A 24,278-nucleotide genomic window follows, 5' to 3' on the forward strand; every position below is an offset into this window, starting at 1 on the left:
GTTATCCATGAATGGATAATTGATTTATTGTCAAATAAGGGTAATTTTGGGTACAATGATAGGTATTTTTTATAAGCGAGCACACGCATGAGCGCACTAAATTCATCTAAAATAGATACCGATGTTTTAATTGTCGGTGGTGGTGCCGTGGGCATGTGCCTTGCCATTGGCCTTGCCAAGCTTCATCAACAGGTGGTATTGATTGACATTAAGCCTAAGCTTGGTGCTGTGGATAGACAGTCGATGCTCGCCAAAAGAGATGCTCGTGTGTATGCGCTAAATTTATTAAGTCTTGAGCTATTTAAGGATATTGGCGCAGATGATTTTGTGCGGCGTGCTGACTATATACAGATGCACGTGTGGCAAGGTGACGGGCGTGGCGAGCTTAATTTTGCCAAATCATCATTAACGCCAAGCTTAATGGGTAGCATGGTCGAGCCTAATGTGATCGATGATGCGCTAGACAGACGTGCCTCTCATGCAGATGTTGCGCCATTTTTAACGATATTAAATGCAACTCATATCGATGATCGGCTCGGTATCGATGCGCGCCATGATGGCGTCAGCGTCCGAGTGTGTGATGCAGATGGCGCCAGCAGCATAATCAGCGCACGCCTGATGGTCGGTGCGGATGGTAGGGGTTCTACAGTGCGTAGGCTGGCTGGGATTGAGGTGGATCGCTTGGATTACCGTCAGACAGCGATTTGCTGCGCCATTAAGACTGCCCATCCGCATGATAATACCGCGCGTCAAGCCATGCTGCCAACAGGAACATTGGCATTATTGCCATTGGCAGATCTTGAAGAGGGGGATGATGGTCATTGGCAATCGGTGGTATGGACGCTTGCAACCCAAACAGCTGAAGAATGTCTGATGTTATCACCCAGTCAGCTTGCAGATAAACTGAGCATAGCGAGCGGATTTGAGCTTGGGGAGATTCTTGATATTGAGTCGATTGCAAGTTTTCCGCTGTCCGCGCAAGTTGCTAAGACATACACGGCGCTCCACACCTTACTCATCGGTGATGCGGCGCATGGCGTGCATCCACTGGCAGGGCAGGGGTTGAATTTGGGACTGGCAGATGTGCAAGCCTTGCTTGATTTGATGGAGTGTTGCGATTTGTCAGACAATCATCAAAATGCTCGGTTGTTACGCCGCTATGAACGAGCAAGGCGTGCGAAAAACGCGCTGATGATGCACAGTTTTTCATTGATTAATCATGCGTTTGTGGGCGATGTCTTTCAAAAAGAGCCGATGAGATTCATTCGGTCGGAAATGGTGAACATGGTGGGCAAAATTCGCCCCTTGATGGAGTTTTTCAATAAAAAAGCAAGTGGATTTTAGAGAGTAAAAAAGCTTGAATGGGCATGGTTGATCGGATCTTTAAACAAGCGTGGCATTTGGTGAGAATGAGATGATGAAACGCAATCAAACTCTACAAATTTATAACAAAAATTAACCCCATTCATCATGTCGTTGCAACCAAGTTTTGTTATCATGTTTGATGGATATAAAAGGCATGTCGTTACTTTCCTATGGTAATTTTATGATGCGATATTTGCTTTTTAACTTGAAGTTATTTGATTTTTTTTAACTGTAAAATAAACAATCGGAGGTTTTTTTTATGATTAATCGAAAATACACAAACCTTGCCTTGGCAACAGGTTGTCTGTTGTTATTATCAGCATGTGCAACCAGCAATGCAAGCACCAAGCATAGTGGTCATCAGTCAAACACTCCGAAATCCATGCTGAGTGAGGCAGAATCCTCACCGATACTAGATGGAGTACAATCAGAGCCTGTTGGACTTGGCATCATGCAGGGCTTTCCACCACCTGCGGACAAAACCATCAACATACTCAACGCCAGAGACTTTCCTCAGCTTCGTTGGACTTTTAGCAACATTCCAAATCTTGCACCAACGAAAGTCGTTGCATCTGCTCGAGAAAATCTTTATAAATTTCCTGTTGAATTGGACGGCAACATTGGCAAGATTAAGTTCATGCCTCAATTTCTACCAGCCGATCAGACTCAGCCAATCACCGTAGAAGATGCTTTTGTGCGTAAAGTTTATGGCGACTCAATGATCGTGCTACACGATGGAAGGATTGTTTATGAAACCACGCCAAACAAAGCTTATGACCCAATCGACGGTACGCATATTTTGATGTCGGTAACCAAAAGCCTTACAGGTACGCTGGCAGCCCAACTGGTTCATGAGGGCGTGATTGATGCTTCAAAGCCTGTTACTTACTATGTGCCAGAGCTTGCCAAATCTGCATGGGGCGATGCCACAGTTCGTCAAGTGATGGACATGACGGCTTCTTTGGATTATAGTGAAGATTACGCCGATCCTAATTCGGACATCAATGCGTTTTCTAAATCCATGTTGCCTGTACACCCATCAAATTATAAAGGCCCTAAGAGCATGTATGAGTTTTTGACCACAGTCAAAAAAGACACTCATCCGCATGACACTGGATTTGAATACAAAACTGTCAATACTGATGTCTTGGCGTGGATCATCGCTCGTGCAACTGGCAAAAGTGTGAATGTGCTGTTCTCTGAGCGTTTCTTTAAGCCAATGGGAATGAATGTTGATGCTTACATGCTTGTAGATGGTGCAGGAAGTCCTTTTGCTGGCGGTGGCATGAGCATGAATTTGCGTGATATGGCGATGTTTGGTGAGATGATGCGTAATAATGGTCGTTTCAACGGCAAGCAAATCGTTTCTCCATCGGTGGTCGCAGACATCATGCGTGGTGGTGATCGTGCCAAGTTTGCCACTGGTGGCTATCCAAACCTAAAAGGGTGGAGTTATCGCAACATGTGGTGGGTTACCCATAACGATCATGGTGCCTATATGGCTCGTGGCGTACATGGTCAAGCCATCTATATTGATCCAGCGGCTAAAATGGTAATTGTGCGTTTCTCTTCAAACCCTGTTGCCAGCAATGCCCATAATGACCCATGGTCATTACCTGCCTATCAAGCGGTCGCAGAGTATTTGATGAAGCGATGAGCATGAAAGAATGACGGTTTGGCGATTGGTTGAGTTGATCAGCCAATCGCTTTTTTATTGATTGATGCCTTGGTGGGTTTATCCATGCTTTTTTTTTGGATTAAAGGGTTGATTGAATTAGCCCAGTGTGCTAAAAAATACCATCATGATGGGTGAGATGATGTTGGTAATGAATCCAAAACTGATGATGGTTGGAATGATCTTAGTGCCGCCTGCTTGGGTGAGTGTTGGCAGGACAAAATCAAGACTGGTCACGCCACCAAGCCCAATCGCGGCTGACTGTGAGTAGCGCATGACCCACGGAATAAAGATCAGCGCGATGATCTCTCTTGATAAGTCATTCAGCAGAGCGACGCTGCCCCATACCGCACCATAGGCGTCTGTCATCACGGTACCTGATAGAGAATACCAACCAAACCCTGAAGCTAAGGCCAGACCCTTAGTGATGGACACTTCCTCAAAGAGCAGTGCAAATACCACGCCTGAAAGCAGGGTAATCACTATAAATACAGCACTAATCTGAAGTCCGCGCTTGTTTAGCATGGCTTCTTTCAATGTCACACCAGACCCCTTTAGGCTAACTCCCACCAAAAACAATAGCGCCATCAATAACACAGTAGTCGTGTTATGAGGCGGCAGTAGGCTATCCGGTAGAACCTTCGCGATGACAAAACCAATTACCAGACAGCTAATCTGTACAAGGCTACCACGCAAGTTGATTTTAGGTTTGGTGTTATTATGATGCTGGGTATGTGTAGAGGGTGGCACAAACTTATCAAAGGCAATCAGAGCGGCTGTTCCTATACCAATGGTCAGAGCAATCAGCGTGCTTAGATATAACGTAATGGCGTCGACTTTTTGGCTTAGATTCTCAACAAGACCCAGCTCGATACCAATCACAATCAAAATCAAAAAAACCAGGTAATTCAAGGCGCGCTCGGCAACACTCGCCCAATTTGCGTAGCTAGGTAGTGCAAAGCCGATGAACATGGGTGTTAATATGAGTAATAAGGTGATCAGTCCATTCATCTTAGTAACTTATGCCGTGTCGTATCGAGAGTTGTTTTTTGGTTTTGTTATTTTAAATAGCCAAAAAATAAAAATCTGCCAAAAACCATGATTTACTGACGAAAAAATTCAAATAAAGCAGTTATTTGGCGTTAAATTTTGTTAAAATAAGCAAACTTAACGGATGTCTTGCGACAGGCCATTAATCCATGCGTATTATGCCATTTTAACATCAACCCGCTCTTAACGCCACCATTAGATTATGAACACCCATAATATCACTCGGTTTTTTGAAAATATCATGCGCGACTTATACCAAAGCGTGTATTTATTTTTGGGTGGTTCGCTTGATGATCAGACCTTAAACTGGGCGGATCGCGGTCTTGCATTTGCAGCGACCATGATTAAGATTGTCATTCTGCTTGCGATTATCGGATTTATCTATTGGTTTTTGGTGTATTGCGTTAAGCATGCGCGTGCTTTTTTACACTTATCTCAGCGTCAAGTGCGCGTGATGCGTGCCGTGCTGCGTTATACGTGGTTTGTTGCCAGTCTTATTGCAATCATGATGCAGATTGGCTTTCATACAGATACAGTGAAGGCGACAGCGAAGGCGGCAGGCTGGGCGGGCTTCTATTATGTGCTTTGGACGATGTCGGGCAAGATGCTCAGCGGCGTTCTAAAGCATTATGAATTAAACGCATCCATCGAGCAGCTACTAAAGAACATGGTTCTTGTCATCATCCTAGTGCTGACGACAGCGAGCGTACTTGCTCAGTTTGGCTTTGACATCGTGTCGTTGGTGGCGGGTCTTGGTATTGTGGGTTTGGCTGTGGGTTTTGCCGCCCAAAGTACGCTTGCCAACTTCATTGCAGGCATTACCATCTTGATTGAGCAGTCATTTCAGGTGGGTGATTGGATTCGCCTGGGTGACAAAGAAGGACGCGTAGTGAAGATTTCGCTACGAGCGACGCAGATTCTTGATCGTGATAATATCATTATTATCATTCCAAATGCTACCGTGGCATCGTCTGAGGTAGTTAATCTTACCTCTAAGAAGATGATTCGTTTTGATGTCAAAGCGCGTATTGCCTTGGAGGCGGATATAAGTCAAGCTCGAAGCATCATCGTTAAGACGCTTGCCAAAGACGAAGTGGTGTTAAAGCATCCTGCACCAATGGCAACCGTGGCGGAAGTCGGCGAATCTGGCGTGTATTTCATCGTGCGATTCTGGGTGGCACCATTATCCGTGGCACGCATCCCAATCATCAAAGAAAACATCAACGAGAAAATCAAACGCGCCCTAGATGAAGCAGGGATTAAAGCGCCTTATCCGCACATGCGCCTGATCGTCGACGATCATAATACCTTGCACATCCCCACCACTCAGGTGGAGGTAGCAGAGCACATCGAAGAAGATCTAGAATCTGCTGCTCGCAAAAACTAACTGCTGTCTAATAATCAAGTAAAAATACATTCAAAATATGCTATAATAGGCGGTTTATTTGCCTTGCGTATTTTTGAGAAAATTATGAGTAGTCACACCCCTGTTCTGATTAATCCTTTTGAGAAGTTCGATGTTAATGATTTCGAGCTGATCATCACTTGTGCTGACGGGCTTGAAAATGCGCTATTAATCGAGCTTGATAGCTTTGGCTTGGCGGGTGAGATTATGCGCGCAGGGCGTATTCGTGTGCAAGTGAGCCTTGCCAAATTCTACCACATCTGTCTATACAGCCGTGTGGCGAGCCGTGTGCTGCTGCCGATCGGCGAATATCATTTCAAACAAAAGCAAGCAACCACTAACCAAATCTCAAAAGACGCCAAAGGGCGCACTGTTGCCCGCACACTAGACACTCAGATCATCGACGAAGACGTGCCTGAGGCGCTTTATAAGTTCGCTGCGCGATACGACTGGGCGAAGGTTTTTGGTCTGGATGATACATTCGCCATTCGCCTGTCTACGGATAAGCGCCTAACCGTAAATCAGCAGTTCGCCACGCTACGCATTAAGGATGCCATTGCGGATAATTTTAATAAGCAATTTGGTGAGCGTCCTGACGTCTCCAAGACGCCAGATTTTCATATCTTTGCAGCGGCGAATAATAAGTTTGCTGAGCTCTTTTTGGATTTATCAGGCACCAGTCTGCATCGCCGCGGCTACCGCGTGGTTAATACCGCTGCACCCTTAAAAGAGAATTTGGCTGCAGCGTTATTATATGAATCGAATTGGCATACTGGCAAGCATGACGCGCTGATCGATCCGATGTGTGGGTCGGGTACTTTCATCACAGAGGCATTGCTCATGCGTGCCGACTATCCTGTGGGGCTTGATAAGACAACAGCGGAGTTTGGTTTTTATCATTGGGCGTATCATGATGATGTGCTTTGGCAGGAGGCTGTGAGCCGTGCCAGTGAGAGATTCCATGCCAATCTAGATAAGCTTGCCCAAAACCCACCCACCGTCATCGCATTGGATGCAGATGCCAATGCGACTCATGCCTGTCATCAGAACTTATTGGCATCGGGTCTAGCGCCCATCATCAGCCACATCACCCTGCAACAAAAGGCGGTATCAGGGCTAAAAGACACATTGTCAAAAATCCGTGCTGACCATCCGCTAATCATCACAAACCCGCCTTATGGTGAGCGTCTGGGCGAAAGTGATTTTATTAAGCCGCTGTATCACGGGCTTGGCTTGTCGGTGGTGGACGGGCTGATGCAGGCAGGCGTGACCCGTGCTGACATGGCAGTGCTGGGCAGTCATGTAGAGCATGTCGATACGCTACCGATCATCGACCCTAAGACACTGCGCTGTCATAATGGCGCGCTGACGGTGTATTTCCGTCATGGGGCGCTTGATTTGTCCAAAAAAGACAGCTTAATTGAGAGTTTCGTTAAGCGCGAAATTAGTAATGAAGAATCGCAAGAATTCATCAACCGCTTCCAAAAGAACTTGGCGCATCTAAAGAAGCTTGCTAAGACTGATGACGTCACCAATCTGCGTGTTTATGATGCTGATCTGCCGAATTATAATGTCGCGATTGACCTGTATGATGATAAGGTGCATGTGCAAGAATACGCACCACCTAAGCAAATCCCTGCCGATGTCGCGAAGGCTCGATTCAATCTGGTGTTAAATGGGGTGCGCGAAGTGCTGGGCGTATTCCGTGAAGATGTGTTTATTAAGACACGCGCCAGACAATCGGGCAATGAGCAATACACCAAAAATCCCAATGCGGACACCAAGCGCAAAAAAATGTACGTCGCGCGTGAGCATGGGGCTTACCTGTATGTGAATTTCACCGATTATCTAGATACGGGGCTGTTCATTGACCATCGAAACATGCGTCAAATCGTCGCTAACGCCAGCCGTGCCAAGCGTGTATTAAACCTATTCGCCTATACATGTACAGCAAGTGTACACGCTGCAATGGCGGGCGCGCGATCGGTCACGAGCGTGGATTTGTCCGCCAACTACCTAGATTGGGGTAAGCAGAATTTCGCCCTAAATGGCCTAGTGCTGGATGCTGAATATGAAAGCGGGCAAAAGTATCAGTTCATCGCATCTGATGTCTTTGAATGGATCAAAGAGCACACCGAGCAGTACGACGTGATATTCATCGATCCACCGACTTTCTCAAACTCCAAGAAATTCAAAGGCACCTTCGATGTTCAAAGGGATCATGTTGCCCTGATTAATCGTGCGATGAACCGCCTGTCTGCTGATGGCGTGCTGTATTTTAGTAACAACTACACGCGTTTTGAATTGGATGAAAGCCTAAACGCTCGCTATGACGTGGTGTGTATCACGGATAAGACCATCGGGTTTGACTTCAATCCGAAAAAACCCATCCATCAAAGCTATCAAATCCGCCACAAAAATGGTAAAAAAACCATCAGTCAGCCATCTGATCAATTCGATGCTAAAGCTCAGATCGCGGATGATGAAGCTTATCATGTAAGACGCCACACACAAAAAGACGAGTTCAAAAAGAATCGATTCAAAGATGATTGTAAAGACTTCAAAAAATCTGGCGCCAAACGCGATGACTTTAAAAGACGTGATAAAAAATCATATGATTTTAAAGGTGGCTTTAGAACGAATGCTAAAGAAATTTTTGGTAGCACAAAAGACTTTAAACGAGATCATCGCGACAGAGATTTTAATGGCCAAACTAATACGCCAAAATCAGACAAGCCAAAAGTTCGCTATGAAAAGATTGACGGTAAATTGGTTGCCGTGCCAATCGAAACCACGCAGACTGACAAACCTAAAAAATATACGGTAAAACCGAAATCTTGATGTTTATTTTAAAATCAATGATGTTTAAAGAAATTTGAGAAACAGCCATGACCGACAGCCAAACCTTAAACGATGACATTTTAAATCAAGAAATCCTAAACGATGTAGACAGTCATTCTGAAATCGTTCACGCCTTATCTACCGATAGCGAGCGAGAGACGGACACGGACGGTGATGATGAGCATGACTTTGATGACGGTATTAAATCCGCGCGCTTTAAAAAATTACAAAAGAAACTGCGTAAAGAAGTATCATGGGCGATTCGGGATTTTAACATGATTGAAGACGGGGATGTCGTCATGGTGTGTATCTCGGGCGGTAAGGACAGCTTTACGTTGCTTGATATATTGCTGTTTTTAAAACGTATTGCTCCGATTAACTTTGATGTTGTGGCGGTCAATCTTGACCAAAAACAGCCCAATTTCCCAGAGCACGTCCTGCCCCAATACCTATCCAAACAAGGCATTCCGCATTATATCCTAGAAAAGGATACTTATAGCATTGTAAAATCGGTTGTGCCAGAGGGTAAAACTTACTGCTCGGCTTGCTCTCGCCTAAGACGTGGCTCGCTGTACGGTTTTGCCAAGCAGATTGGGGCGACTAAGATTGCTCTGGGTCATCATCGTGATGATATTTTGGCGACTTTCTTTTTGAATTTGTTTCATGGCGGAAGTCTAAAAGCCATGCCCCCTAAGCTATTATCCGATGATAAGCAAAATGTGCTAATCCGTCCGCTTGCCTATGTTGCTGAAAAGGACATTATTAAATACGCCAATTATAAGCAGTTTCCCATTATCCCTTGTGGGCTGTGTGGCTCACAAGAAAATCTGCAACGGGCGATGATCAATGGCATGCTTCGGGAGTGGGATAATGCCCACCCAAAACGCCTAGCCAGTATGTTTAAAGCCTTGCAAAATGTCGCCCCAAGCCAGCTTGCTGACCGTGAACTGTTTGATTTTGAAAGTCTTAAAACCGAGCGGACGGACGATGAGAGGCTGTTTGAAGGGGATAATATCCAAGTCGGCGTGAGCGAGAAACTTGCCGATATTGGCTTGCCGACCGCCCCACAAGTGCAAACCTTTAACCCAAAATTTAGCAACAAAATCCCAACGATCAATCCTGTACTGGATTAATAAAAAAGCCCTAAATTTAGGGCTTTTTCATCGGGTATAAGTACTCAATGTGAAAGGTTGATTTTGTAGAGATTTTTTAAAAACCACATAAGCGCCATGTCATAACCCATGTCACCAAGTCCACAGATGACGCCTACCGCCTTATCCGAAAAATACGAATGTGAGCGAAACGGCTCACGAGCGTGCACGTTGGACAGATGCACTTCAATAAAAGGCTTATTGATGGCTGATAGCGCATCTCGAATGGCGACTGAGGTATGAGTGAGTGCTGCAGGATTGATGATAACAGCATCAATGGGCGATTCACAAAGCAGACCCAGATTGCCAACAGCATCAACGATGTCGCCCTCGTGGTTCGATTGTAGGCTGATGAGTTCAATGCCGTGCGATTTGGCTGTCTTGGTGAGTCGCTCTATGATGTCATTTAAAGTGGTCGTGCCGTAGATCTCAGGTTCGCGCTTGCCCAATAAGTGCAGGTTGGGACCGTTGATGAGAAGAATCTTCTTGGATGGGGTGATTTGTTCCATATTGATTGCTTGATTTGATGAATTTGCTTTATTTTATCAGATTTGTGAGTATTTTGGGTGTATTGACGATATTGATAGAAAATTTCAGTCATTATTCCACAAAAACACTTGTATTCTTGGTTTATCATTGATATGATAATTTACAGCAGTTATTCGCAGATGTGGTTTTTTGTAATTGTCTAGCAAAGCGTGTGATTGTATTAGCCATGACAGTGAATGGGTGTTTTTAAGGTGTGGGTGTTTGCCCGACTTGCTCAACTTGCTTGCTTAGGCTTTGGCGTAACAAGCGTTATCGATAGGAATGAAATATGTCAGTTCGTGAACAAGGTACTGTAAAGTGGTTTAATGATTCCAAAGGCTTTGGTTTCATTCAACGCGCTACAGGTGAGGATGTTTTTGTGCATTTCCGCGCGATTCTTGGCGAGGGCTATCGCTCTTTAAAAGAAGGTCAGGCTGTGGAATTTGTCGTGACTGAGGGTGATAAAGGATTGCAAGCTGAAGAAGTAAGCAAGCTGTAACGCTTTTTTGACCCGTAAAAGTCCGCTATTTTGGCGGGCTTTTTGTTGCTGTGAGAACTCTGAATTGCTTAGATAATTTTGCAAATCATTTGCATGAATTGATATAATATGCTATTGTGGTGGCATTTTTATGTGACAATTTAGGAGTAATCAGATGAAGTTTGCACAAAAATTAGCAATCGGCGCATTGGCATTGACAATGGGTGCATCAGCCATGGCTGCTGAAAACAAAGGCGCAGATGCACTAACCAACGCAGAAGAAGGTGCACTAAACATCTGTGATGTCGTGTCTGAGGGTATATTCAATATCTCTGCCATGCATCAATCAAACATCTCAGAAGCCGAAGCCAAAAAAACCATGGACGAAGTCGCTGCTGATTTGATTAAGCAGCATGGCAATGATGAAGTAACCGCATTCGTCAAAGAATTCTGGCAAGACAGCCTATCAACCATCATCTATAAGCAGCCAATCCAAACCGCTGATGACAAAAAACGCGAAATCGTTCAAGCCAATGCCGTAGAATCAGGTCTTGCTTGTCTGGGTATTTTGCTTGGCGAGAAAGAGGCTGAGCAAGCACTCAAGAAAATACAGCCCGGCCAAAAATAACTAAGGATATCAATTTGAGCCATCAAGCCAATAAAGACACAACTACTCCATCAGGTTTTGTAAAATTTCATGATTTGCCATTGTCTGAGACGACATTAAAGGCGATTCGTGCGCTGAATTTTGAGAATCTGACACCCATTCAGTCTCAGATTCTACCGCATACGCTTGCCAATCAAGATGCCATTGGTCAGGCTCAGACTGGCACTGGCAAGACAGGGGCGTTCTTGATTACTATTATTGAGTCGTTGTTAAAGCGTCCTTTTGGCGAGGATGAGCGAAGATTCTTAGGTGAGCCGCGTGCGCTTATTCTGGCGCCAACGCGTGAATTGGCGCAGCAAATCTATGCTGACTGCCGAGAGCTGACCAGATTTAGCGACCTTTATAATCTGTGTATTACAGGTGGTGCCGATTTTGACAAACAAGCCAAGCAGCTTGAGTGTCGCCCGCTTGATATTCTGATTGGTACACCGGGTCGTATTATTGATTGGGTGCAAAAAGGCGTTCTATTCTTGGATCGGGTTGAGGTATTTGTGCTTGATGAGGCTGATCGCATGCTTGACATGGGATTCATCCCTGATATTAAGCGCATTGTGCGACACATGCCTGCCAATACCCATCGCCAAAGCCTGCTATTCTCAGCGACATTCAATACTGATGTGATGAATTTGGCGTATCGCTGGCTTAATAATCCTGCTTTTGTGGAGATTGCACCTGAGAGTAAAACCAATAAAGCCATTGATCAGCAGTTTTATCTGCTGACTGAACGTGAAAAGATGTCGGCACTAAGAGAGATTCTCTCAGGTAGTGATGTCAAAAAAACCATCGTCTTCGCCAATCGTAAAGATCAGGTAAAGCGTCTGTATGACAATCTGCGCCGTCAATTTGAAGTTACCATGCTCTCAGGCGATGTCGCCCAGCAAAAACGAGAAAGATATCTACAGCGCTTTAAAGAGGGCGAAGTAAATATTCTGGTCGCGACAGACGTGGCAGGGCGTGGCATTCACGTTGATGATGTGACCCATGTGGTTAATTATACCTTGCCTGATATGCCTGACGACTATGTACATCGTATCGGTCGTACAGGGCGCGCAGGGCACACTGGTGTGTCTATCAGCTTTGTTAGCGAGAATGATGCTTTTAACCTGCCTGCGCTCGAAGATCACGTCGGGATTAAATTTAAACTAAATCAGTTTGATTTTAAGCCTGCCGATGTTGTTGATAATCCTAAGAGTGATGATTGATGAATCCTCTTTTGGAGCTGCTGCCCGAACGTATTCCTTTGTCATTATACATTCACATCCCGTGGTGTGTGAAGAAATGTCCGTATTGTGATTTTAATTCACATGCGCTACCCGATTCACCTGATGATGCTGTGCTGACTGCGCCATTCTCTGACTATGTGGATGCGATGATTTTGGATGCGCGTTCTCAGCTGTCTTTTGTGCAAGGGCGTCAGATTCATTCGGTGTTCATCGGTGGCGGTACGCCGTCACTATTGCCCGTTCATGAATTTGCAAGATTATTCGATGCGCTGCGTGCGATGTACGACTTTGCAGATGATTGTGAGATTACACTTGAGGTTAATCCAGGTACGGTAGAGCATGCGCCTTTTGAGGAGTATCTGGCGCTTGGGATTAATCGACTGTCCATTGGTGTGCAGACCTTTAATGAAGAGGCGCTGGGAGTACTTATGCGCATTCATAATCCCAACCAAGCCATCAATGCCATTCGCAATGCCAAGCAAGCAGGATTTCGCCGTATTAATGTAGATCTGATGCATGGGCTGCCGAATCAGACGGCAGACTTTGCGGTTCATGACCTACAAACAGCCATAGACGCTGGCGCAACGCACATCTCATGGTATCAGCTGACCATTGAACCTAATACGGCCTTTTATCGTGCACCTCCTGATCTGCCCGAAGAGGATGTGTTGGAGTCAATCGAAGAATCAGGGCGTGCGTTGCTGACTGAGTATGGCTTTGATAATTATGAAGTGTCAGCATGGACAGGCAAGGATGATACACCATGCAAGCACAATATTAATTATTGGCAGTTTGGGGATTATCTAGCCATCGGTGCAGGCGCGCACGGTAAAGTTACATTGCATGGACATCCTGAGCATGATGATGGCATTTATCGCTTTCATAAATCGCGCCTACCCAAGGACTATATGCATGCCGAATCATCAGCGCCCAAGATGGTAAATTTTGAAAAAATCAACGAAGAAAATCTGCCATTTGAATTTATGATGAATGCACTAAGATTGCGCCATGGTGCTAGCACGCAGATGTTTGAGGAGCGTACGGGGCTGTTTGTCAGTACGATTGATAATGAGCTTTTGCCATTACAGCACGAGGGCTTTATGGTGCATGATGCTAACCTACTAAGCCCAACAGCCATGGGCTTTAGATATGTGAATCATTTGGTGCGTTTATTTTTATGATGTTTTGGCAATGAACTAATCGTTAATTTTTGATTGATTTACGCCAAAAATAAAATGCCGAAACTTGATTAATTTCAGCATTTTATTGATAATTTCAAAAGAAATTAGATTTTGTTTTGAACTTTTTGTGCGCCGTCAGTTACTGCGTCGCCAGCTTTTGATACGTCTTTGCCAAGACCTTTAACAGTGTTGCAACCAGTTAGAACAAAAGCAGCAGCAACAGCAGCGATGATTAGTTTTTTCATGGGAATTTCCTTAAAAAATTAGGGTTGGAATAAGTTCTTTTTTAATGAACTTAAACTTATATTAGCGAAATTTTGAACAACTTTGTGTAATTGTATGTAACTTTAAGTTATTAAATGTCAACTTAAAAGTTTATTAATCCAAGACCATGACCACTATCCATATTGTATTATTTTCACCCAAGATTCCAAATAACACCGGCAATATCATCCGTCTGTGTGCAAATACAGGTGCAAAGCTGCATTTGGTACGACCTTTGGCGTTTGAACTTGATGATACCAAGCTAAAACGAGCAGGGCTGGATTATCACGAATACGCCCAAATGCGGGTGTATGAGAACTGGAGAGAATGCCGAGATGCGCTGAGGGCTCAGGGTATTCATAAGACGGTTGCGATGACGACGAAGTTTAGCCATTCTTTTTATGAATATGATTTTAACCATGTTGATGGCGGTGATGTTGCGCTTGTATTTGGTTCTGAGACGGACGGTCTGCCTCAGGATGTGCGTGATGACATCGGTTCGGATAATTGGCTAAGGCTGCCGATGTTGCCAGAGTCTCGCAGCCTTAACCTTGCCAATTCGGTGTCTATCTGCCTGTATGAGATATGGCGACAGCTTGGCTTTACGGGAGATGTTGGCGAGAGCGTGGGCTATCATCGACTATCGTCTCGTCTTGAGGATTGATCGGTTTTAATATTAAAGGCGATGTTTTGTGCATCGCCTTTTTGTTTAGGGTTATTTAGCTTTAGGTTTTACAGGCAATTCGGTGGCTTGGGCAGTCCTGCGATGCGATTCACGTGACGTGCCACTAGGCCTGTGTTAAATAATGCTTGTAATTTGGCATTATTAATCTCATCATCGGGTAGGGTAGATGATAAATGCTTGATAAGTGGGCGTGTGGCGGGACTGTGATGGTATTTATCAAAAAAAGCCCGCACTTGCATTAAGATTCGATAGTGAACATCGGTAAGCTCGACATCCAGCGCATCCGCCAAAGTCTGTGCGACACTTAGCGTCCATTGTGTGTGGTCTTGGAGGTGTCCATCAGCATCTAATACTAAGTCTGTCATTAAAACTCCAATATGCTGTCAAATAAAGACAAATCAACTTGCGCACTTTCTGTCTGTGTAAGCATGTCTTTGATAGCATCATCGAATTGATTAACATCAAACGTCGTCCAAGCCTTGGGTAGGTCGTACAGTTCAAGCGATTGAACCATGCCATAGAGGCGCGATTCCTCATCTGCTAAGATAACATTAGACTTGTCCGCAAAATAAAACTGCACCTCGTGATCGAAGCTTGCTAAGGTAAAACCTAACGCGATCGCTTCATAAGTGATTAGCTCACTGTCTGATTTTATATTGATTAAGAATCTCATGCCAATCTCTCACTAAAACTGAATCACGGTGGCGCCGTCATCAATCCGTAATGCCAACTCTGATAGCCCAACCAGACGAAAGGGCGCGCGTAGATTATCGCCATTAAGACCGTGTCGATTGGCGTTATCGACATCAGTAATACCGCGCGCCAATGCCGTGCTGACACAGACCGGTAGGTCTAGATTGTGCTGCTTTGAAAGTTTCACCCATTCATCGCTAATGCTGGGCACATCGGCGGTTTGCCAAAGTAGGCGGCTGGCTGTATATGCGCCATCACCATAAAAAAATACGCTAAGCATCTCGCCAGCTGTTAAGCGTTCTTTGGCGGTGTGTAGTGCCTGTTTGCTCTGGTTGCTGTGAGGGCTTGAAGTGATGAGTAATAAAGTTGCCATAAATCAAAAAATCACCAAATTTATGCTTATTATAGCCTAATTTTTGGTGTAAAATGGCAAAATTGAGCGGCTTTTTAAAATTTATCCATCATGATGACACCTGTATTCACACCCAATCAAACCGAGCTTGAGATTCTAAGTCTTGCCAGTCCTTTTGCTTACTCAGTGTACGATAAAAAAATTGACGAGGCACAAGCATTCTTGGGGGAGTTTGGCTTTGAGCGTGCGTTGACCCGAGGTGATTTTGATGTGCTGATTGGGCGTTTTGCAGCGCATTCCGATGAAAACGCTGTCATGACAGGGTTTAGACAGCTTCGTAATCTACTCATGCTAAAATGGGTCTGGCAGGATGCGCTGGGCGTGATAGAGCTTGAAAAGTTGATGGGGGAGCTCTCAGAATTTACCAACGCCTGCATCTGCCATGCCAAAAACCACGTCTATGATAGGTTGGTCGAGAGATATGGCGTGCCGATGACGGTGGTCGAGGGGCGAAAGCAGGTAGATGAATTCGCCGTGATCGCCATGGGTAAGCTGGGTGCGATGGAGCTGAATTTATCCAGTGACATTGATTTGATCTTTATTCATAAGGGTGTGGGCGAGACTGACACGAGCGAACACGGCAGAAAAAGCATCGACAATCAAAAATTCATGACCAATCTGGGTCGTGGCATCATCCGTCTGCTCGATGAGGTGACGGCAGATGGCTTTGTATTTCGAGTGGATATGCGACTGCGCCCGTGGGGTGATGGCTCGCCGCTTGTGATGACGACGGCCGCACTTGAGAAGTATTTTGGTCAGCATGGACGTACTTGGGAGAGATTTGCTTGGCTAAAAGCACGAGTAGTGAATGAGGTTTCTGAGCCGTTCTTGACCCAGATGCTCAATCTGCGCAAGAACTTCGTCTATCGTTATTATATTGACTACAGTGCGTTCGGTGCGCTGCGTGAGATGAAGTCGATGATCGTCAGCCAGCAGACGCAGCGTCAGGATCTAGATAATGTCAAGCTGGGTGTTGGTGGTATTCGTGACATTGAATTTATCGTGCAGGCATTCGCACTGATATATGGTGGTCATCAGGCGGCGCTCGGAGAGAATTTATCCTGTCTTTCCGCCATTGGTGTACTTGATGAGTTTGATTATCTGTCCCGCGCTGAGGCGGATGAGTTGGCGTCAGCTTATCGATTCTTAAGACGGCTAGAGCACGCCATCCAAGCACGTCATGACAAACAAACTCAAAAACTTCCTAACGACCTCGATGAATTAACTGCCATCGCTCAGATTATGGGGTTTGATGGTGTTGATGATTTTCGGCAGGTGCTTGACACGCATCGGCAAAAGGTGTCTGTGCCTTTTGAGCGCATGGTGACGGATCGTCAAAGTCCTACCCAGGAGCTCAGTGACACTAAGGATGCTTGGCAAGAAATCAAAGACGTGCTAAGTGATGAAAGCGTACAAGCGCTTGATGAATTCATGTCATCAAAGTTGGTGCAGGGTCTGGATGATGAACCAAAATCCCGCCTAGAATCTGCCTATCCCATCATATTACACGCGCTATTAGAGCACGCCAAAAAAGATGGTGTAGAGCGTGCAGACATGGCAGTATCAAGGTTGGTGAGCTTGCTTGAGGCGATATGTCGCCGCTCGATTTATCTTGTGATGATCGCTGAGAACCCAAATGCCACCATTGCGCTCATCCCGATGTTGTCAGCAAGTCCATGGATCGCCAAAGAGCTGGCTTTATACCCCATGCTGCTGGATAACTTTTTACAAAAGCGCTATTTGCATTTGCCCGATAAAGCAGAACTTGCCGACATTCTGCGTCAAAGCTTGCTTCGGGTGGAGCGTTTTGATGATGAAAGTTATTTGGCAAATATTCGATTATTTAAAAAGACTCAAGTTTTGGCTGTGGCGACTGCCGATGTTTTGGGGCTGCGTCATATCATGAAAGTGTCTGACAGCTTAACGTTCATCGCTGAGGTGGTGGTGGAGTCAGCACTGTATCGCGCCTTTGATGAATTGGTGTGTAAGCACGGCTATCCAATGCTACAAAATGGCGAGAGAGCAAGTCATGCGCACATTGGCTTTGCAATCATTGGCTATGGCAAGCTTGGTGGCATTGAGATGTCTTACGCCTCCGACTTGGATGTGGTGTTCTTACATGAGATCGATGAAAAGGCAGACACGGATGGTGAGCGTGCGGTGAGCGGCATGAAATTCGCCTCTCGCCTGATCCAAAAGATTCTTACCTATCTAACCACACAGACTCGCGATGGTCGCGCTTATGAGATTGACATGAGGCTTCGACCTTCGGGCAATGCTGGCGTGATGGTGGTCTCTTCGCATGCGTTCGAGGTGTATCAGCATGACAAGGCGTGGGCATGGGAACATCAAGCGTTGGTGCGGGCGCGTGCCATCGCTGGGGATGTGCGCGTGATGGCAAGCTTTGATAAGATTCGCACTGACATTCTAACCAAGCCTTATGATAAGGCGAAAGTGCGTACGGATGTCATCGAGATGCGCCAGAAGATGCAAACCCATCTGGGCAATAAAGACAGTGGGAGGGCGGAGTATCAATTCCATCTAAAACAGGACTTTGGCGGTCTGGTGGATATTGAGTTCTTGGCGCAGTATGTGGTGCTTGCCTTTGCTCATGATTACCCGAACCTAGCCATATGGTCAGATAATGTTCGTATCTTTGAAGAAGTAGCGAAAACTGGGCTGTGGAGCGTGGAGCGCTGCGAGAAATTAACCCAAAGCTATCTAAACCTACGCAAAAAAACCCATGAACTTGCTCTGATGGAGCAAAAAATCATCGTCCAAGACGACACTTGGCAGGAGACTCGTGAGTTTGTCCGCGGGGTTTGGGATAGGGTGTTGGGTTAGGTTAGTCCATGACTTCATTATTAAATATTTGTTTGGCAAAATTTTGCCATGAAATGGGCTGATAATGTTGTTTTATGTGTTGCTCTTTTTGGGTGATGTAATCGGGATTATTGATTAAAAACAAGAACTTATCACACCAAGCATTGACATCATGCGGACTGATATAGTCAATAAAATCACCACCTGCTTCTGGCAGGGCGCCTGCATTTGATGCTAAACAGTATTTACCCATAGAGAGGGATTCTGCCACAGGTAAGCCATAACCTTCGATAAATGAAGGATATATCGTAAACCAACAATGTTTAAATAAAGTGATGAGTTGGTGGTCAGTAATGTTATTTAGCATGACAATCTTGTCTTTAATGCGTTCATCGGTGGTTAGGTTATGTAATAGTTCATCAACTTTCCAGCCTTGCCTGCCAACAAAATAAACTTTTGGCAAATGGTCAATGCCTTTTTCTAATAATTGAAGATACATCTCATAAATCAAGGCATGGTTTTTACGAATCTCAATGGTGGAAACAAACAGCAAATAAGGTTCATGGATTGAAGATTGTATAAAAGTATCATCACTGCCACTACCTGCTTTGGTATGCAAATCACAACCCAAGGTTAAAACCTGCATGGGAACAAGTGGTAGGTTATTTTTTTGATAATAATCTATAAGTTCATGTTTGGTAAAGTTAGAATTGCAATAGAAAATATCCACCACTTTGGCAGCTTCTTTTATGTACTCAAAAAATAATTGAGTATTGGCATTAAAAAAATATTGAGGATAATTAATGGGAATTAAATCATGGCACAAAACTTTTAAAGTAATATCCTTTCTTTTTTTGATGAATGCAAAAGAACGCATTTCAAGATGACCAAGTTTTTGCCCAACACCGATAATCGTGTCATTATCATTAAAGCAATGATTAACAATACCAAATAAAAATTTGATTTTGTTAATTCTTTTTAAAACACTTCTTTTAAATTTCTCAGGAAACTTAGGCTTGGTTGTCTGTGGATAATTGCCATTTTTTAAGTTTTGTAATGTTTGGCGTAATTTTTCATTTTCAATAATCACAAAACCCATGCGGTCATCAAATGTACAAAAGCCGATGTTTTTTCCTTGTTGTTGCAATTGGTAAGCGTACAGGCATAACTCGTATTCGGTGCGAGCAATGCCAGAGAATTTGGTTTCAAATAAAATATTTGAGATGTTAATCCAAATCATAATGACTCTCTTGGGTGGAGAAAATTATTCTTTAAATTTGCCCATGGATTTTAGGGTGTTTTTAAAGAGTCTGGCGAAAACGATGTATGTGCTGGATAAAAAATTAAGCCAAGTGCCTTGATTCACCACATAGCCTTTATGACTTGCATAATGCCCTTTTAGGACTTTTGTGTGAGCGGTATTAGACTCTAAAGCGCTATAAACAAAGCCGATGTCTTTATCAAATCTTTCAAAGCGAATGGAGTATAAATGTTTTATTTCGTGAATGGCTTTGGTGTATGCAATGGGACCTGTAACGAACAATACGCCACGCTTGCCATAACTATGCACACCATAGTGCCATGCTCGGTAGTTTAAAATGTTATCCACGACTGAATCTAATATATGTTTCATGACGGGTGAATGTTTTTCACAGATGATAAACCATTGTTGGTATTCGCCATCTTTGATGCCAAGCTCTTCGGTAAGATATAAAAATTTACCCGTGCCTTCGTCTTTTTGCCCTGCTTCATTTTGCCATTGGGTAACAATAAAGGTATCATCGGGCTTGATGACTTCACTTAATGGATGGGTGCAAGTGCTTTTGATGTCAAGATATACACCGCCTTCATGGTAGAGTACCAAATAGCGGAATAAATCGGCTTTGGCTGCTCCATAGACAGGATTGATGCGATGATAAGCATCCAAAATCCGACCATCGTCATGTGCCTTGATGTATGCCAATACAGCATCATCATCATAAAAACGGTATTCCCAATCAGGATTTTTATCCTTAAGTTCGGCAACAATCGGAGCAATGGGTGTTGGCAGCGTTTGGGTTTTATAGGTTTGATGAATGATTTTAGGAATTGCCATTGCCAGTCCTACCATAAATGTCATCAAAACGAACGATGTCATCTTCGCCCAAATAGTCGCCAGATTGCACTTCGATAATCTCCAGTGGAATCTTACCAGGGTTCTCCAAAGAATGGGTTTCACCAAGGGGGATATATACCGACTCGTTTTTTGCTAATAAAAAACTCTCATCTGCTTTATGGATTTTTGCGGTGCCATTTACCACAATCCAATGTTCAGAGCGGTGATGGTGCATTTGCAAAGACAGCTTTTGGCCGGGATTGACAACGATGTGCTTGACTTGATAGCCTGTATCCTTGGCAAGGCTGTCATAATGACCCCAAGGGCGATACGCTTCTCGATGAATGTCGTGTTCGTATCGGTCGTTGTTCTTGATTTTTTGAACAATGTGCTTTATGTCTTGGGCGTGGTCTTTATTTGCAACCAAAATGGCATCTTTGGTTTCAACCACGACCAAATTCTCCACCCCCACCAAAGTGATTAGGCGATTTTCACTATGAGCATAGTTATTATGACTGTTGTGGGTGATGACATCGCCAATTAAGATATTGTTTTCTTGGTCTTTGGTTTGGATGTCCCATAATGCCGACCAAGAACCAACATCGCTCCAGCCTGCATTTAAAGCAACAACCACTGCATTGTTGGTGTTCTCCATGACGGCATAATCAATAGAGTCAGAGCGACAGCTTTCAAAAATGGCTTTATCAATGCGAATAAAATCCAAGTCTTTCTGGGTGTTTAGCATGGCTTTTTGGCAAACGTCTGCAATATCAGGTGCATGAGTGGCCAGCTCCTTTAGATACTGACTTGCCTTAAACATGAACATCCCACTGTTCCACAAAAAATCCCCGCTTTGCAGGTAGTTTTGGGCGGTAGCGTAATCGGGCTTTTCTACAAAGGTGTCAATATGGTGCCCGTGTAATACGGCTTTGCCTTGTTTGATGTAGCCGTAACCTGTCTCGGGATGTGTGGGCGTGATGCCAAAAGTGACCATGTTGTCTTGCAGGGCAAGCTCATGGGCGTTGATGATACTTTCGGTAAATGCTTTTTCATCATTGATGACATGGTCAGCAGGCAACACAAGCATGACGGCATCGTCATTTTGCTTTAGGTGATATGCCACCAAAGCAGTTGCAGGGGCGGTATTTTTGCCAACAGGTTCAAGAATAATGGTTGGATGAACACCAATCTTACGCACTTGTTCTGCCACTAAAAAACGATGTTCTTCATTGCAGATCAATATGGGTTCAGCACAATTTAATTCTTTTAAACGCAGAACGGTTTTTTGCAGTAGAGTGTGTTCATCCAGCCCTAAAGTAAGAAATTGTTTTGGGTATTTAGTTCTTGACAAGGGCCATAGTCGAGTACCGCTACCGCCAGCCATGATGACAGGAATAATGTTGGTGGAATGCATAATGATGTTCCTATTTTATTTATTCTTGTTAGACCGATTCATCTGCCACAGCATGATGTATTTATCGAACGTATAGCCCAAAGACGCTGCCGCCAAAATATAGCCATACGCTCCGCCCATAAAGTCTGCACGGATAATATACTCACGCACAAATGAAAACCACGAGCGAGCGAGCAGTCCTGCCATGCTTACCGTTTTGCCTTTTTTGTGTTTTTCTTTTGCCCAATCAAAGCTATATCGGATGTTTTTTACCAAAAAATGGTGTAGATTGTCGTTGGTAATGTGGGGTAAATAGCCCTTTAGTACCACGCTTGGCACGCCTTGTTGGTCAAGTGATTCATGGACTTCTAAATCCGAATATTTAAAATGCGTGGGAGTATAGAGCCGAGCAAGCTTGTCGGTGTACCATGAGCGTGGCTGAACCTCCACACCACAAAAGGTATTGACCCGAGCAATGGCAAAGACCTTATCCGTCTGTACAGGCTGTCTTAACACATCGGCGATAGACAGCCTTAATTGTTGATCAAGGCGTTCGTCCGCATCCAGCACCAATACATAATCGCTCGTGGCGTAGGACTGAGCAAGTTGGCGTTGTTTACCAAAGCCTTGCCAGTCGGTATTGACGTACCATTTTGCCCCAAAAGATTCAGCAATCTTGCGAGTATCATCGGTGCTACCGCTATCTAGGATAATGATTTCATCTACCAAATCATGCACGGTATCAAGGCACGCTTTTAGGTGCTTAGATTCGTTTTTGCAAATCATGACAAGCGACAGCGTGCTTTTTTTTTCTGTTAAGTCAATAGGCGCAAGAGTTTTGGCAAATTCTACTGATTTTAAAAACGCTTGTTCGGCTTGGTTGTGGGTCAAATCGTACAAAATGGCATATTTATTAAAGGTGTATTGGGTAAACATGAGCGAGTAAATCAGCCCATACCTGCCCTGCAAAAATCGTCCGTCCACAAAATATTGCTTAAAAAACGCCCAAAACGGATTTAAAATCACCTTGCTAAATTTGCCTTTTTTGCCCTGTCTGTGCCTATCGTCCGCCCATGCTTTGGCGTATTCTAGGCGTTTGGTGAGCCAAAATAGGGGTGTGTCTGCCGTATGATGTCTCATAAAGCCGTCAAGCGTGGCAGTACTTGCCCCATTTAGCACGACCGATTCATGCACTAAGTTATCGTCATAATTGTATTTTTTGGGATACAGTCGCCAATGAGCCTTGACTGCCCATAGTCTGTTGTCAATCTCATATCCAAAAATACAGTCTATGCGTTTGATGCCATATACCGTATCAGCAGGGGGATTTTTGATGACCGCCAAAACGCTCTGTTTTAGCTCATTGGTTATCTCTTCGTCAGCGTCTAGTGCCAGTATCCACTCGCCTGTGGCATAAGATTGGGCAATTTGTCGCTGCCTGCCAAAGCCTTGCCAGTCGGTATTGACGTGCCATTTTGCCCCATATTGTTCGGCAATTTCACGGCTGTTGTCGGTGCTGCCGCTATCTAAGATGATAATCTCGTCCGCCAAGCCGTCTAGGGCAGGCAAGCTGATTGCCAAATTTTTGGCTTCATTTTTGACAATCATGACGACCGATAGGGGGTATTGATTTTGCATGGGTGATTACTGTGGATAAATTCTGGATATTATACTTATTAATTTGCATAATTTTAAGTGGTTAATGATATATTTTTTCATTAACATTTTAGGTGGCAACCCGAGTAAAAACCTCTCTTAACTCAAAACTGGTATGAAGCTGACTGACCCCATCAATTTTGCTCAATCTATGGAGTAAAAACTCTTCATAATGACTCATATCACGCACCACCACCTTTAATAGATAATCTTCCGACCGTCCTGTAACAAGGCTACATGACACCACTTCATCAAAGGTTTTGATGTGATTTTCAAATTCGCCAAAGCGTTCGGCGGTGTGTATATCCATACTGACCGCCACAAAGACGGACAATGTATTGCCAAGCGAGCGAGCGGATGTGTGGGCGTGATAACCTGTGATAACACCCATGTCTTCAAGCCGTTTAATCCTGCGAATGACAGGCGTGGCGGTCAGATTGACCCGCTCACAGATGTCGGCAACAGCAAGGCGAGCGTTGTCCGTGAGTAGTTTTAGGATTTTATGGTCAATGGGGTCTAGATTAATGGCGTTCATGTTGAGAAATTATCAAAATTTGGCGGATTTTACCATAAATTTATCATTTTTTGGTAAATATGGCTAAAATATGCCAAAAATTTTTGTAAAATTGGTAAAAATTAGTGCAAAATTTTGGTATGATAATACAATCACTTATTAAGGTTTCCCGTTTGTCC

The 24,278-nt window shown here is 44.3% G+C and carries 22 protein-coding genes; 11 read left to right on the plus strand and 11 right to left on the minus strand.

Annotated elements, in window-relative coordinates; genetic code table 11:
- Positions 1–87 precede the first annotated feature (87 nt).
- Positions 88–1,344: an FAD-dependent monooxygenase gene (locus AAX10_RS03970; RefSeq protein ID WP_046699897.1), complete on the plus strand. Its 1,257-nt coding sequence runs from the start codon at positions 88–90 to the stop codon at positions 1,342–1,344.
- 280 nt (positions 1,345–1,624) lie between these two features.
- Complete coding sequence (locus AAX10_RS03975; protein ID WP_080702131.1) at positions 1,625–3,022, plus strand: serine hydrolase domain-containing protein; 1,398 nt, start codon at positions 1,625–1,627, stop codon at positions 3,020–3,022.
- Positions 3,023–3,139: 117 nt separating this feature from the next.
- On the opposite strand, the gene AAX10_RS03980 is transcribed toward AAX10_RS03975, so the two are convergent.
- Positions 3,140–4,051, minus strand: a complete 912-nt coding sequence (locus tag AAX10_RS03980; RefSeq protein WP_046699898.1) for a LysO family transporter — start codon at positions 4,049–4,051, stop codon at positions 3,140–3,142.
- Positions 4,052–4,292: 241 nt separating this feature from the next.
- Between AAX10_RS03980 and AAX10_RS03985 the strand changes: the two genes are divergently transcribed.
- The 3 genes from AAX10_RS03985 to ttcA all read left to right on the plus strand — a co-directional run bounded on the left by AAX10_RS03985 (position 4,293) and on the right by ttcA (position 9,469).
- The gene (locus tag AAX10_RS03985) at positions 4,293–5,477 is read left to right on the plus strand and encodes a mechanosensitive ion channel family protein (RefSeq protein WP_046699899.1); all 1,185 of its coding nucleotides are present in this window, start codon (positions 4,293–4,295) and stop codon (positions 5,475–5,477) included.
- A gap of 84 nt (positions 5,478–5,561) precedes the next feature.
- Entirely contained in the window at positions 5,562–8,336 is a 2,775-nt protein-coding gene (gene rlmKL, locus AAX10_RS03990; protein ID WP_080947029.1) for a bifunctional 23S rRNA (guanine(2069)-N(7))-methyltransferase RlmK/23S rRNA (guanine(2445)-N(2))-methyltransferase RlmL, read from the plus strand.
- A gap of 47 nt (positions 8,337–8,383) precedes the next feature.
- Positions 8,384–9,469, plus strand: coding sequence for a tRNA 2-thiocytidine(32) synthetase TtcA (gene ttcA / locus AAX10_RS03995; RefSeq protein WP_046699900.1), 1,086 nt, complete (start codon positions 8,384–8,386; stop codon positions 9,467–9,469).
- A 44-nt stretch (positions 9,470–9,513) separates the two neighbouring features.
- Here ttcA and aroQ read toward each other — a convergent pair whose 3' ends face one another.
- Positions 9,514–9,996 (minus strand): type II 3-dehydroquinate dehydratase, encoded by a 483-nt coding sequence (gene aroQ, locus AAX10_RS04000; RefSeq protein ID WP_036362252.1) that lies wholly within the window; start codon positions 9,994–9,996, stop codon positions 9,514–9,516.
- Positions 9,997–10,304: 308 nt separating this feature from the next.
- Between aroQ and AAX10_RS04005 the strand changes: the two genes are divergently transcribed.
- The 4 genes from AAX10_RS04005 to hemW all read left to right on the plus strand — a co-directional run bounded on the left by AAX10_RS04005 (position 10,305) and on the right by hemW (position 13,564).
- Complete coding sequence (locus tag AAX10_RS04005; RefSeq protein ID WP_036362254.1) at positions 10,305–10,514, plus strand: cold-shock protein; 210 nt, start codon at positions 10,305–10,307, stop codon at positions 10,512–10,514.
- A gap of 154 nt (positions 10,515–10,668) precedes the next feature.
- Positions 10,669–11,121 carry a hypothetical protein gene (locus AAX10_RS04010; protein WP_046699901.1) on the plus strand — a complete coding sequence of 151 codons (453 nt, stop codon included), beginning with the start codon at positions 10,669–10,671 and terminating at the stop codon, positions 11,119–11,121.
- A gap of 14 nt (positions 11,122–11,135) precedes the next feature.
- Positions 11,136–12,362, plus strand: coding sequence for a DEAD/DEAH box helicase (locus tag AAX10_RS04015; protein ID WP_046699902.1), 1,227 nt, complete (start codon positions 11,136–11,138; stop codon positions 12,360–12,362).
- The gene (gene hemW / locus AAX10_RS04020; RefSeq protein WP_046699903.1) at positions 12,362–13,564 is read left to right on the plus strand and encodes a radical SAM family heme chaperone HemW; all 1,203 of its coding nucleotides are present in this window, start codon (positions 12,362–12,364) and stop codon (positions 13,562–13,564) included. The genes AAX10_RS04015 and hemW overlap by 1 nt, the downstream gene beginning before the upstream one ends.
- Before the next feature lie 104 nt (positions 13,565–13,668).
- Here hemW and AAX10_RS04025 read toward each other — a convergent pair whose 3' ends face one another.
- Positions 13,669–13,809, minus strand: a complete 141-nt coding sequence (locus AAX10_RS04025) for an entericidin A/B family lipoprotein (RefSeq protein WP_036362263.1) — start codon at positions 13,807–13,809, stop codon at positions 13,669–13,671.
- Positions 13,810–13,955: 146 nt separating this feature from the next.
- Here AAX10_RS04025 and AAX10_RS04030 point away from each other — a divergent pair, with 146 nt between their 5' ends.
- Positions 13,956–14,492: a tRNA (cytidine(34)-2'-O)-methyltransferase gene (locus AAX10_RS04030; protein ID WP_046699904.1), complete on the plus strand. Its 537-nt coding sequence runs from the start codon at positions 13,956–13,958 to the stop codon at positions 14,490–14,492.
- A 68-nt stretch (positions 14,493–14,560) separates the two neighbouring features.
- Here the strand turns inward: AAX10_RS04030 and AAX10_RS04035 are convergent, their stop codons facing one another.
- Genes AAX10_RS04035 through tusD form a run of 3 tightly spaced genes read right to left on the minus strand, consistent with a single transcriptional unit; the run spans position 14,561 to position 15,579 of the window.
- Entirely contained in the window at positions 14,561–14,878 is a 318-nt protein-coding gene (locus AAX10_RS04035) for a TusE/DsrC/DsvC family sulfur relay protein (RefSeq protein WP_036362269.1), read from the minus strand.
- The gene (locus AAX10_RS04040) at positions 14,878–15,186 is read right to left on the minus strand and encodes a hypothetical protein (protein ID WP_046698083.1); all 309 of its coding nucleotides are present in this window, start codon (positions 15,184–15,186) and stop codon (positions 14,878–14,880) included. The genes AAX10_RS04035 and AAX10_RS04040 overlap by 1 nt, the downstream gene beginning before the upstream one ends.
- A gap of 12 nt (positions 15,187–15,198) precedes the next feature.
- Positions 15,199–15,579, minus strand: coding sequence for a sulfurtransferase complex subunit TusD (tusD, locus tag AAX10_RS04045; protein WP_046699905.1), 381 nt, complete (start codon positions 15,577–15,579; stop codon positions 15,199–15,201).
- 90 nt (positions 15,580–15,669) lie between these two features.
- Here tusD and glnE point away from each other — a divergent pair, with 90 nt between their 5' ends.
- On the plus strand, positions 15,670–18,462 hold the full coding sequence (gene glnE / locus AAX10_RS04050; protein WP_046699906.1) for a bifunctional [glutamate--ammonia ligase]-adenylyl-L-tyrosine phosphorylase/[glutamate--ammonia-ligase] adenylyltransferase: 2,793 nt from the start codon (positions 15,670–15,672) through the stop codon (positions 18,460–18,462).
- Between the two features lies 1 nt (position 18,463).
- Here glnE and AAX10_RS04055 read toward each other — a convergent pair whose 3' ends face one another.
- From AAX10_RS04055 to AAX10_RS04075, 5 genes are all read right to left on the minus strand, one after another.
- Positions 18,464–19,681 (minus strand): glycosyltransferase family 4 protein, encoded by a 1,218-nt coding sequence (locus AAX10_RS04055; protein ID WP_046699907.1) that lies wholly within the window; start codon positions 19,679–19,681, stop codon positions 18,464–18,466.
- Positions 19,682–19,705: 24 nt separating this feature from the next.
- Positions 19,706–20,536: a glycosyltransferase family 32 protein gene (locus tag AAX10_RS04060; protein WP_158580310.1), complete on the minus strand. Its 831-nt coding sequence runs from the start codon at positions 20,534–20,536 to the stop codon at positions 19,706–19,708.
- On the minus strand, positions 20,523–21,950 hold the full coding sequence (locus AAX10_RS04065) for a mannose-1-phosphate guanylyltransferase/mannose-6-phosphate isomerase (RefSeq protein WP_046699908.1): 1,428 nt from the start codon (positions 21,948–21,950) through the stop codon (positions 20,523–20,525). Before AAX10_RS04065 ends, AAX10_RS04060 begins: the two co-directional genes overlap by 14 nt.
- Before the next feature lie 15 nt (positions 21,951–21,965).
- Positions 21,966–23,567, minus strand: a complete 1,602-nt coding sequence (locus tag AAX10_RS04070; protein ID WP_226997817.1) for a glycosyltransferase family 2 protein — start codon at positions 23,565–23,567, stop codon at positions 21,966–21,968.
- Positions 23,568–23,655: 88 nt separating this feature from the next.
- On the minus strand, positions 23,656–24,120 hold the full coding sequence (locus AAX10_RS04075) for an Lrp/AsnC family transcriptional regulator (protein WP_046699909.1): 465 nt from the start codon (positions 24,118–24,120) through the stop codon (positions 23,656–23,658).
- Between the last annotated feature and the right edge of the window lie 158 nt (positions 24,121–24,278).

Origin of the sequence: Moraxella bovoculi (genome assembly GCF_000988745.2) — a bacterium.
GTDB lineage: Bacteria > Pseudomonadota > Gammaproteobacteria > Pseudomonadales > Moraxellaceae > Moraxella > Moraxella bovoculi.

Excerpts from the sequence above, each read along its gene's own strand:
- AAX10_RS03970 (WP_046699897.1), top strand. The coding sequence starts at position 88 with ATGAGCGCACTAAATTCATCTAAAATAGATACCGATGTTTTAATTGTC.
- AAX10_RS04010 (WP_046699901.1), top strand. The coding sequence starts at position 10,669 with ATGAAGTTTGCACAAAAATTAGCAATCGGCGCATTGGCATTGACAATG.
- AAX10_RS04060 (WP_158580310.1), bottom strand. The coding sequence starts at position 20,536 with ATGGCAATTCCTAAAATCATTCATCAAACCTATAAAACCCAAACGCTG.
- tusD (WP_046699905.1), bottom strand. The coding sequence starts at position 15,579 with ATGGCAACTTTATTACTCATCACTTCAAGCCCTCACAGCAACCAGAGC.
- AAX10_RS04055 (WP_046699907.1), bottom strand. The coding sequence starts at position 19,681 with ATGATTTGGATTAACATCTCAAATATTTTATTTGAAACCAAATTCTCT.
- AAX10_RS04035 (WP_036362269.1), bottom strand. The coding sequence starts at position 14,878 with ATGACAGACTTAGTATTAGATGCTGATGGACACCTCCAAGACCACACA.
- AAX10_RS04030 (WP_046699904.1), top strand. The coding sequence starts at position 13,956 with ATGACCACTATCCATATTGTATTATTTTCACCCAAGATTCCAAATAAC.
- rlmKL (WP_080947029.1), top strand. The coding sequence starts at position 5,562 with ATGAGTAGTCACACCCCTGTTCTGATTAATCCTTTTGAGAAGTTCGAT.
- aroQ (WP_036362252.1), bottom strand. The coding sequence starts at position 9,996 with ATGGAACAAATCACCCCATCCAAGAAGATTCTTCTCATCAACGGTCCC.
- glnE (WP_046699906.1), top strand. The coding sequence starts at position 15,670 with ATGATGACACCTGTATTCACACCCAATCAAACCGAGCTTGAGATTCTA.
- ttcA (WP_046699900.1), top strand. The coding sequence starts at position 8,384 with ATGACCGACAGCCAAACCTTAAACGATGACATTTTAAATCAAGAAATC.
- AAX10_RS04070 (WP_226997817.1), bottom strand. The coding sequence starts at position 23,567 with ATGCAAAATCAATACCCCCTATCGGTCGTCATGATTGTCAAAAATGAA.
- AAX10_RS04025 (WP_036362263.1), bottom strand. The coding sequence starts at position 13,809 with ATGAAAAAACTAATCATCGCTGCTGTTGCTGCTGCTTTTGTTCTAACT.
- AAX10_RS04065 (WP_046699908.1), bottom strand. The coding sequence starts at position 21,950 with ATGCATTCCACCAACATTATTCCTGTCATCATGGCTGGCGGTAGCGGT.
- AAX10_RS04075 (WP_046699909.1), bottom strand. The coding sequence starts at position 24,120 with ATGAACGCCATTAATCTAGACCCCATTGACCATAAAATCCTAAAACTA.
- hemW (WP_046699903.1), top strand. The coding sequence starts at position 12,362 with ATGAATCCTCTTTTGGAGCTGCTGCCCGAACGTATTCCTTTGTCATTA.
- AAX10_RS03975 (WP_080702131.1), top strand. The coding sequence starts at position 1,625 with ATGATTAATCGAAAATACACAAACCTTGCCTTGGCAACAGGTTGTCTG.
- AAX10_RS04005 (WP_036362254.1), top strand. The coding sequence starts at position 10,305 with ATGTCAGTTCGTGAACAAGGTACTGTAAAGTGGTTTAATGATTCCAAA.
- AAX10_RS03980 (WP_046699898.1), bottom strand. The coding sequence starts at position 4,051 with ATGAATGGACTGATCACCTTATTACTCATATTAACACCCATGTTCATC.
- AAX10_RS03985 (WP_046699899.1), top strand. The coding sequence starts at position 4,293 with ATGAACACCCATAATATCACTCGGTTTTTTGAAAATATCATGCGCGAC.
- AAX10_RS04040 (WP_046698083.1), bottom strand. The coding sequence starts at position 15,186 with ATGAGATTCTTAATCAATATAAAATCAGACAGTGAGCTAATCACTTAT.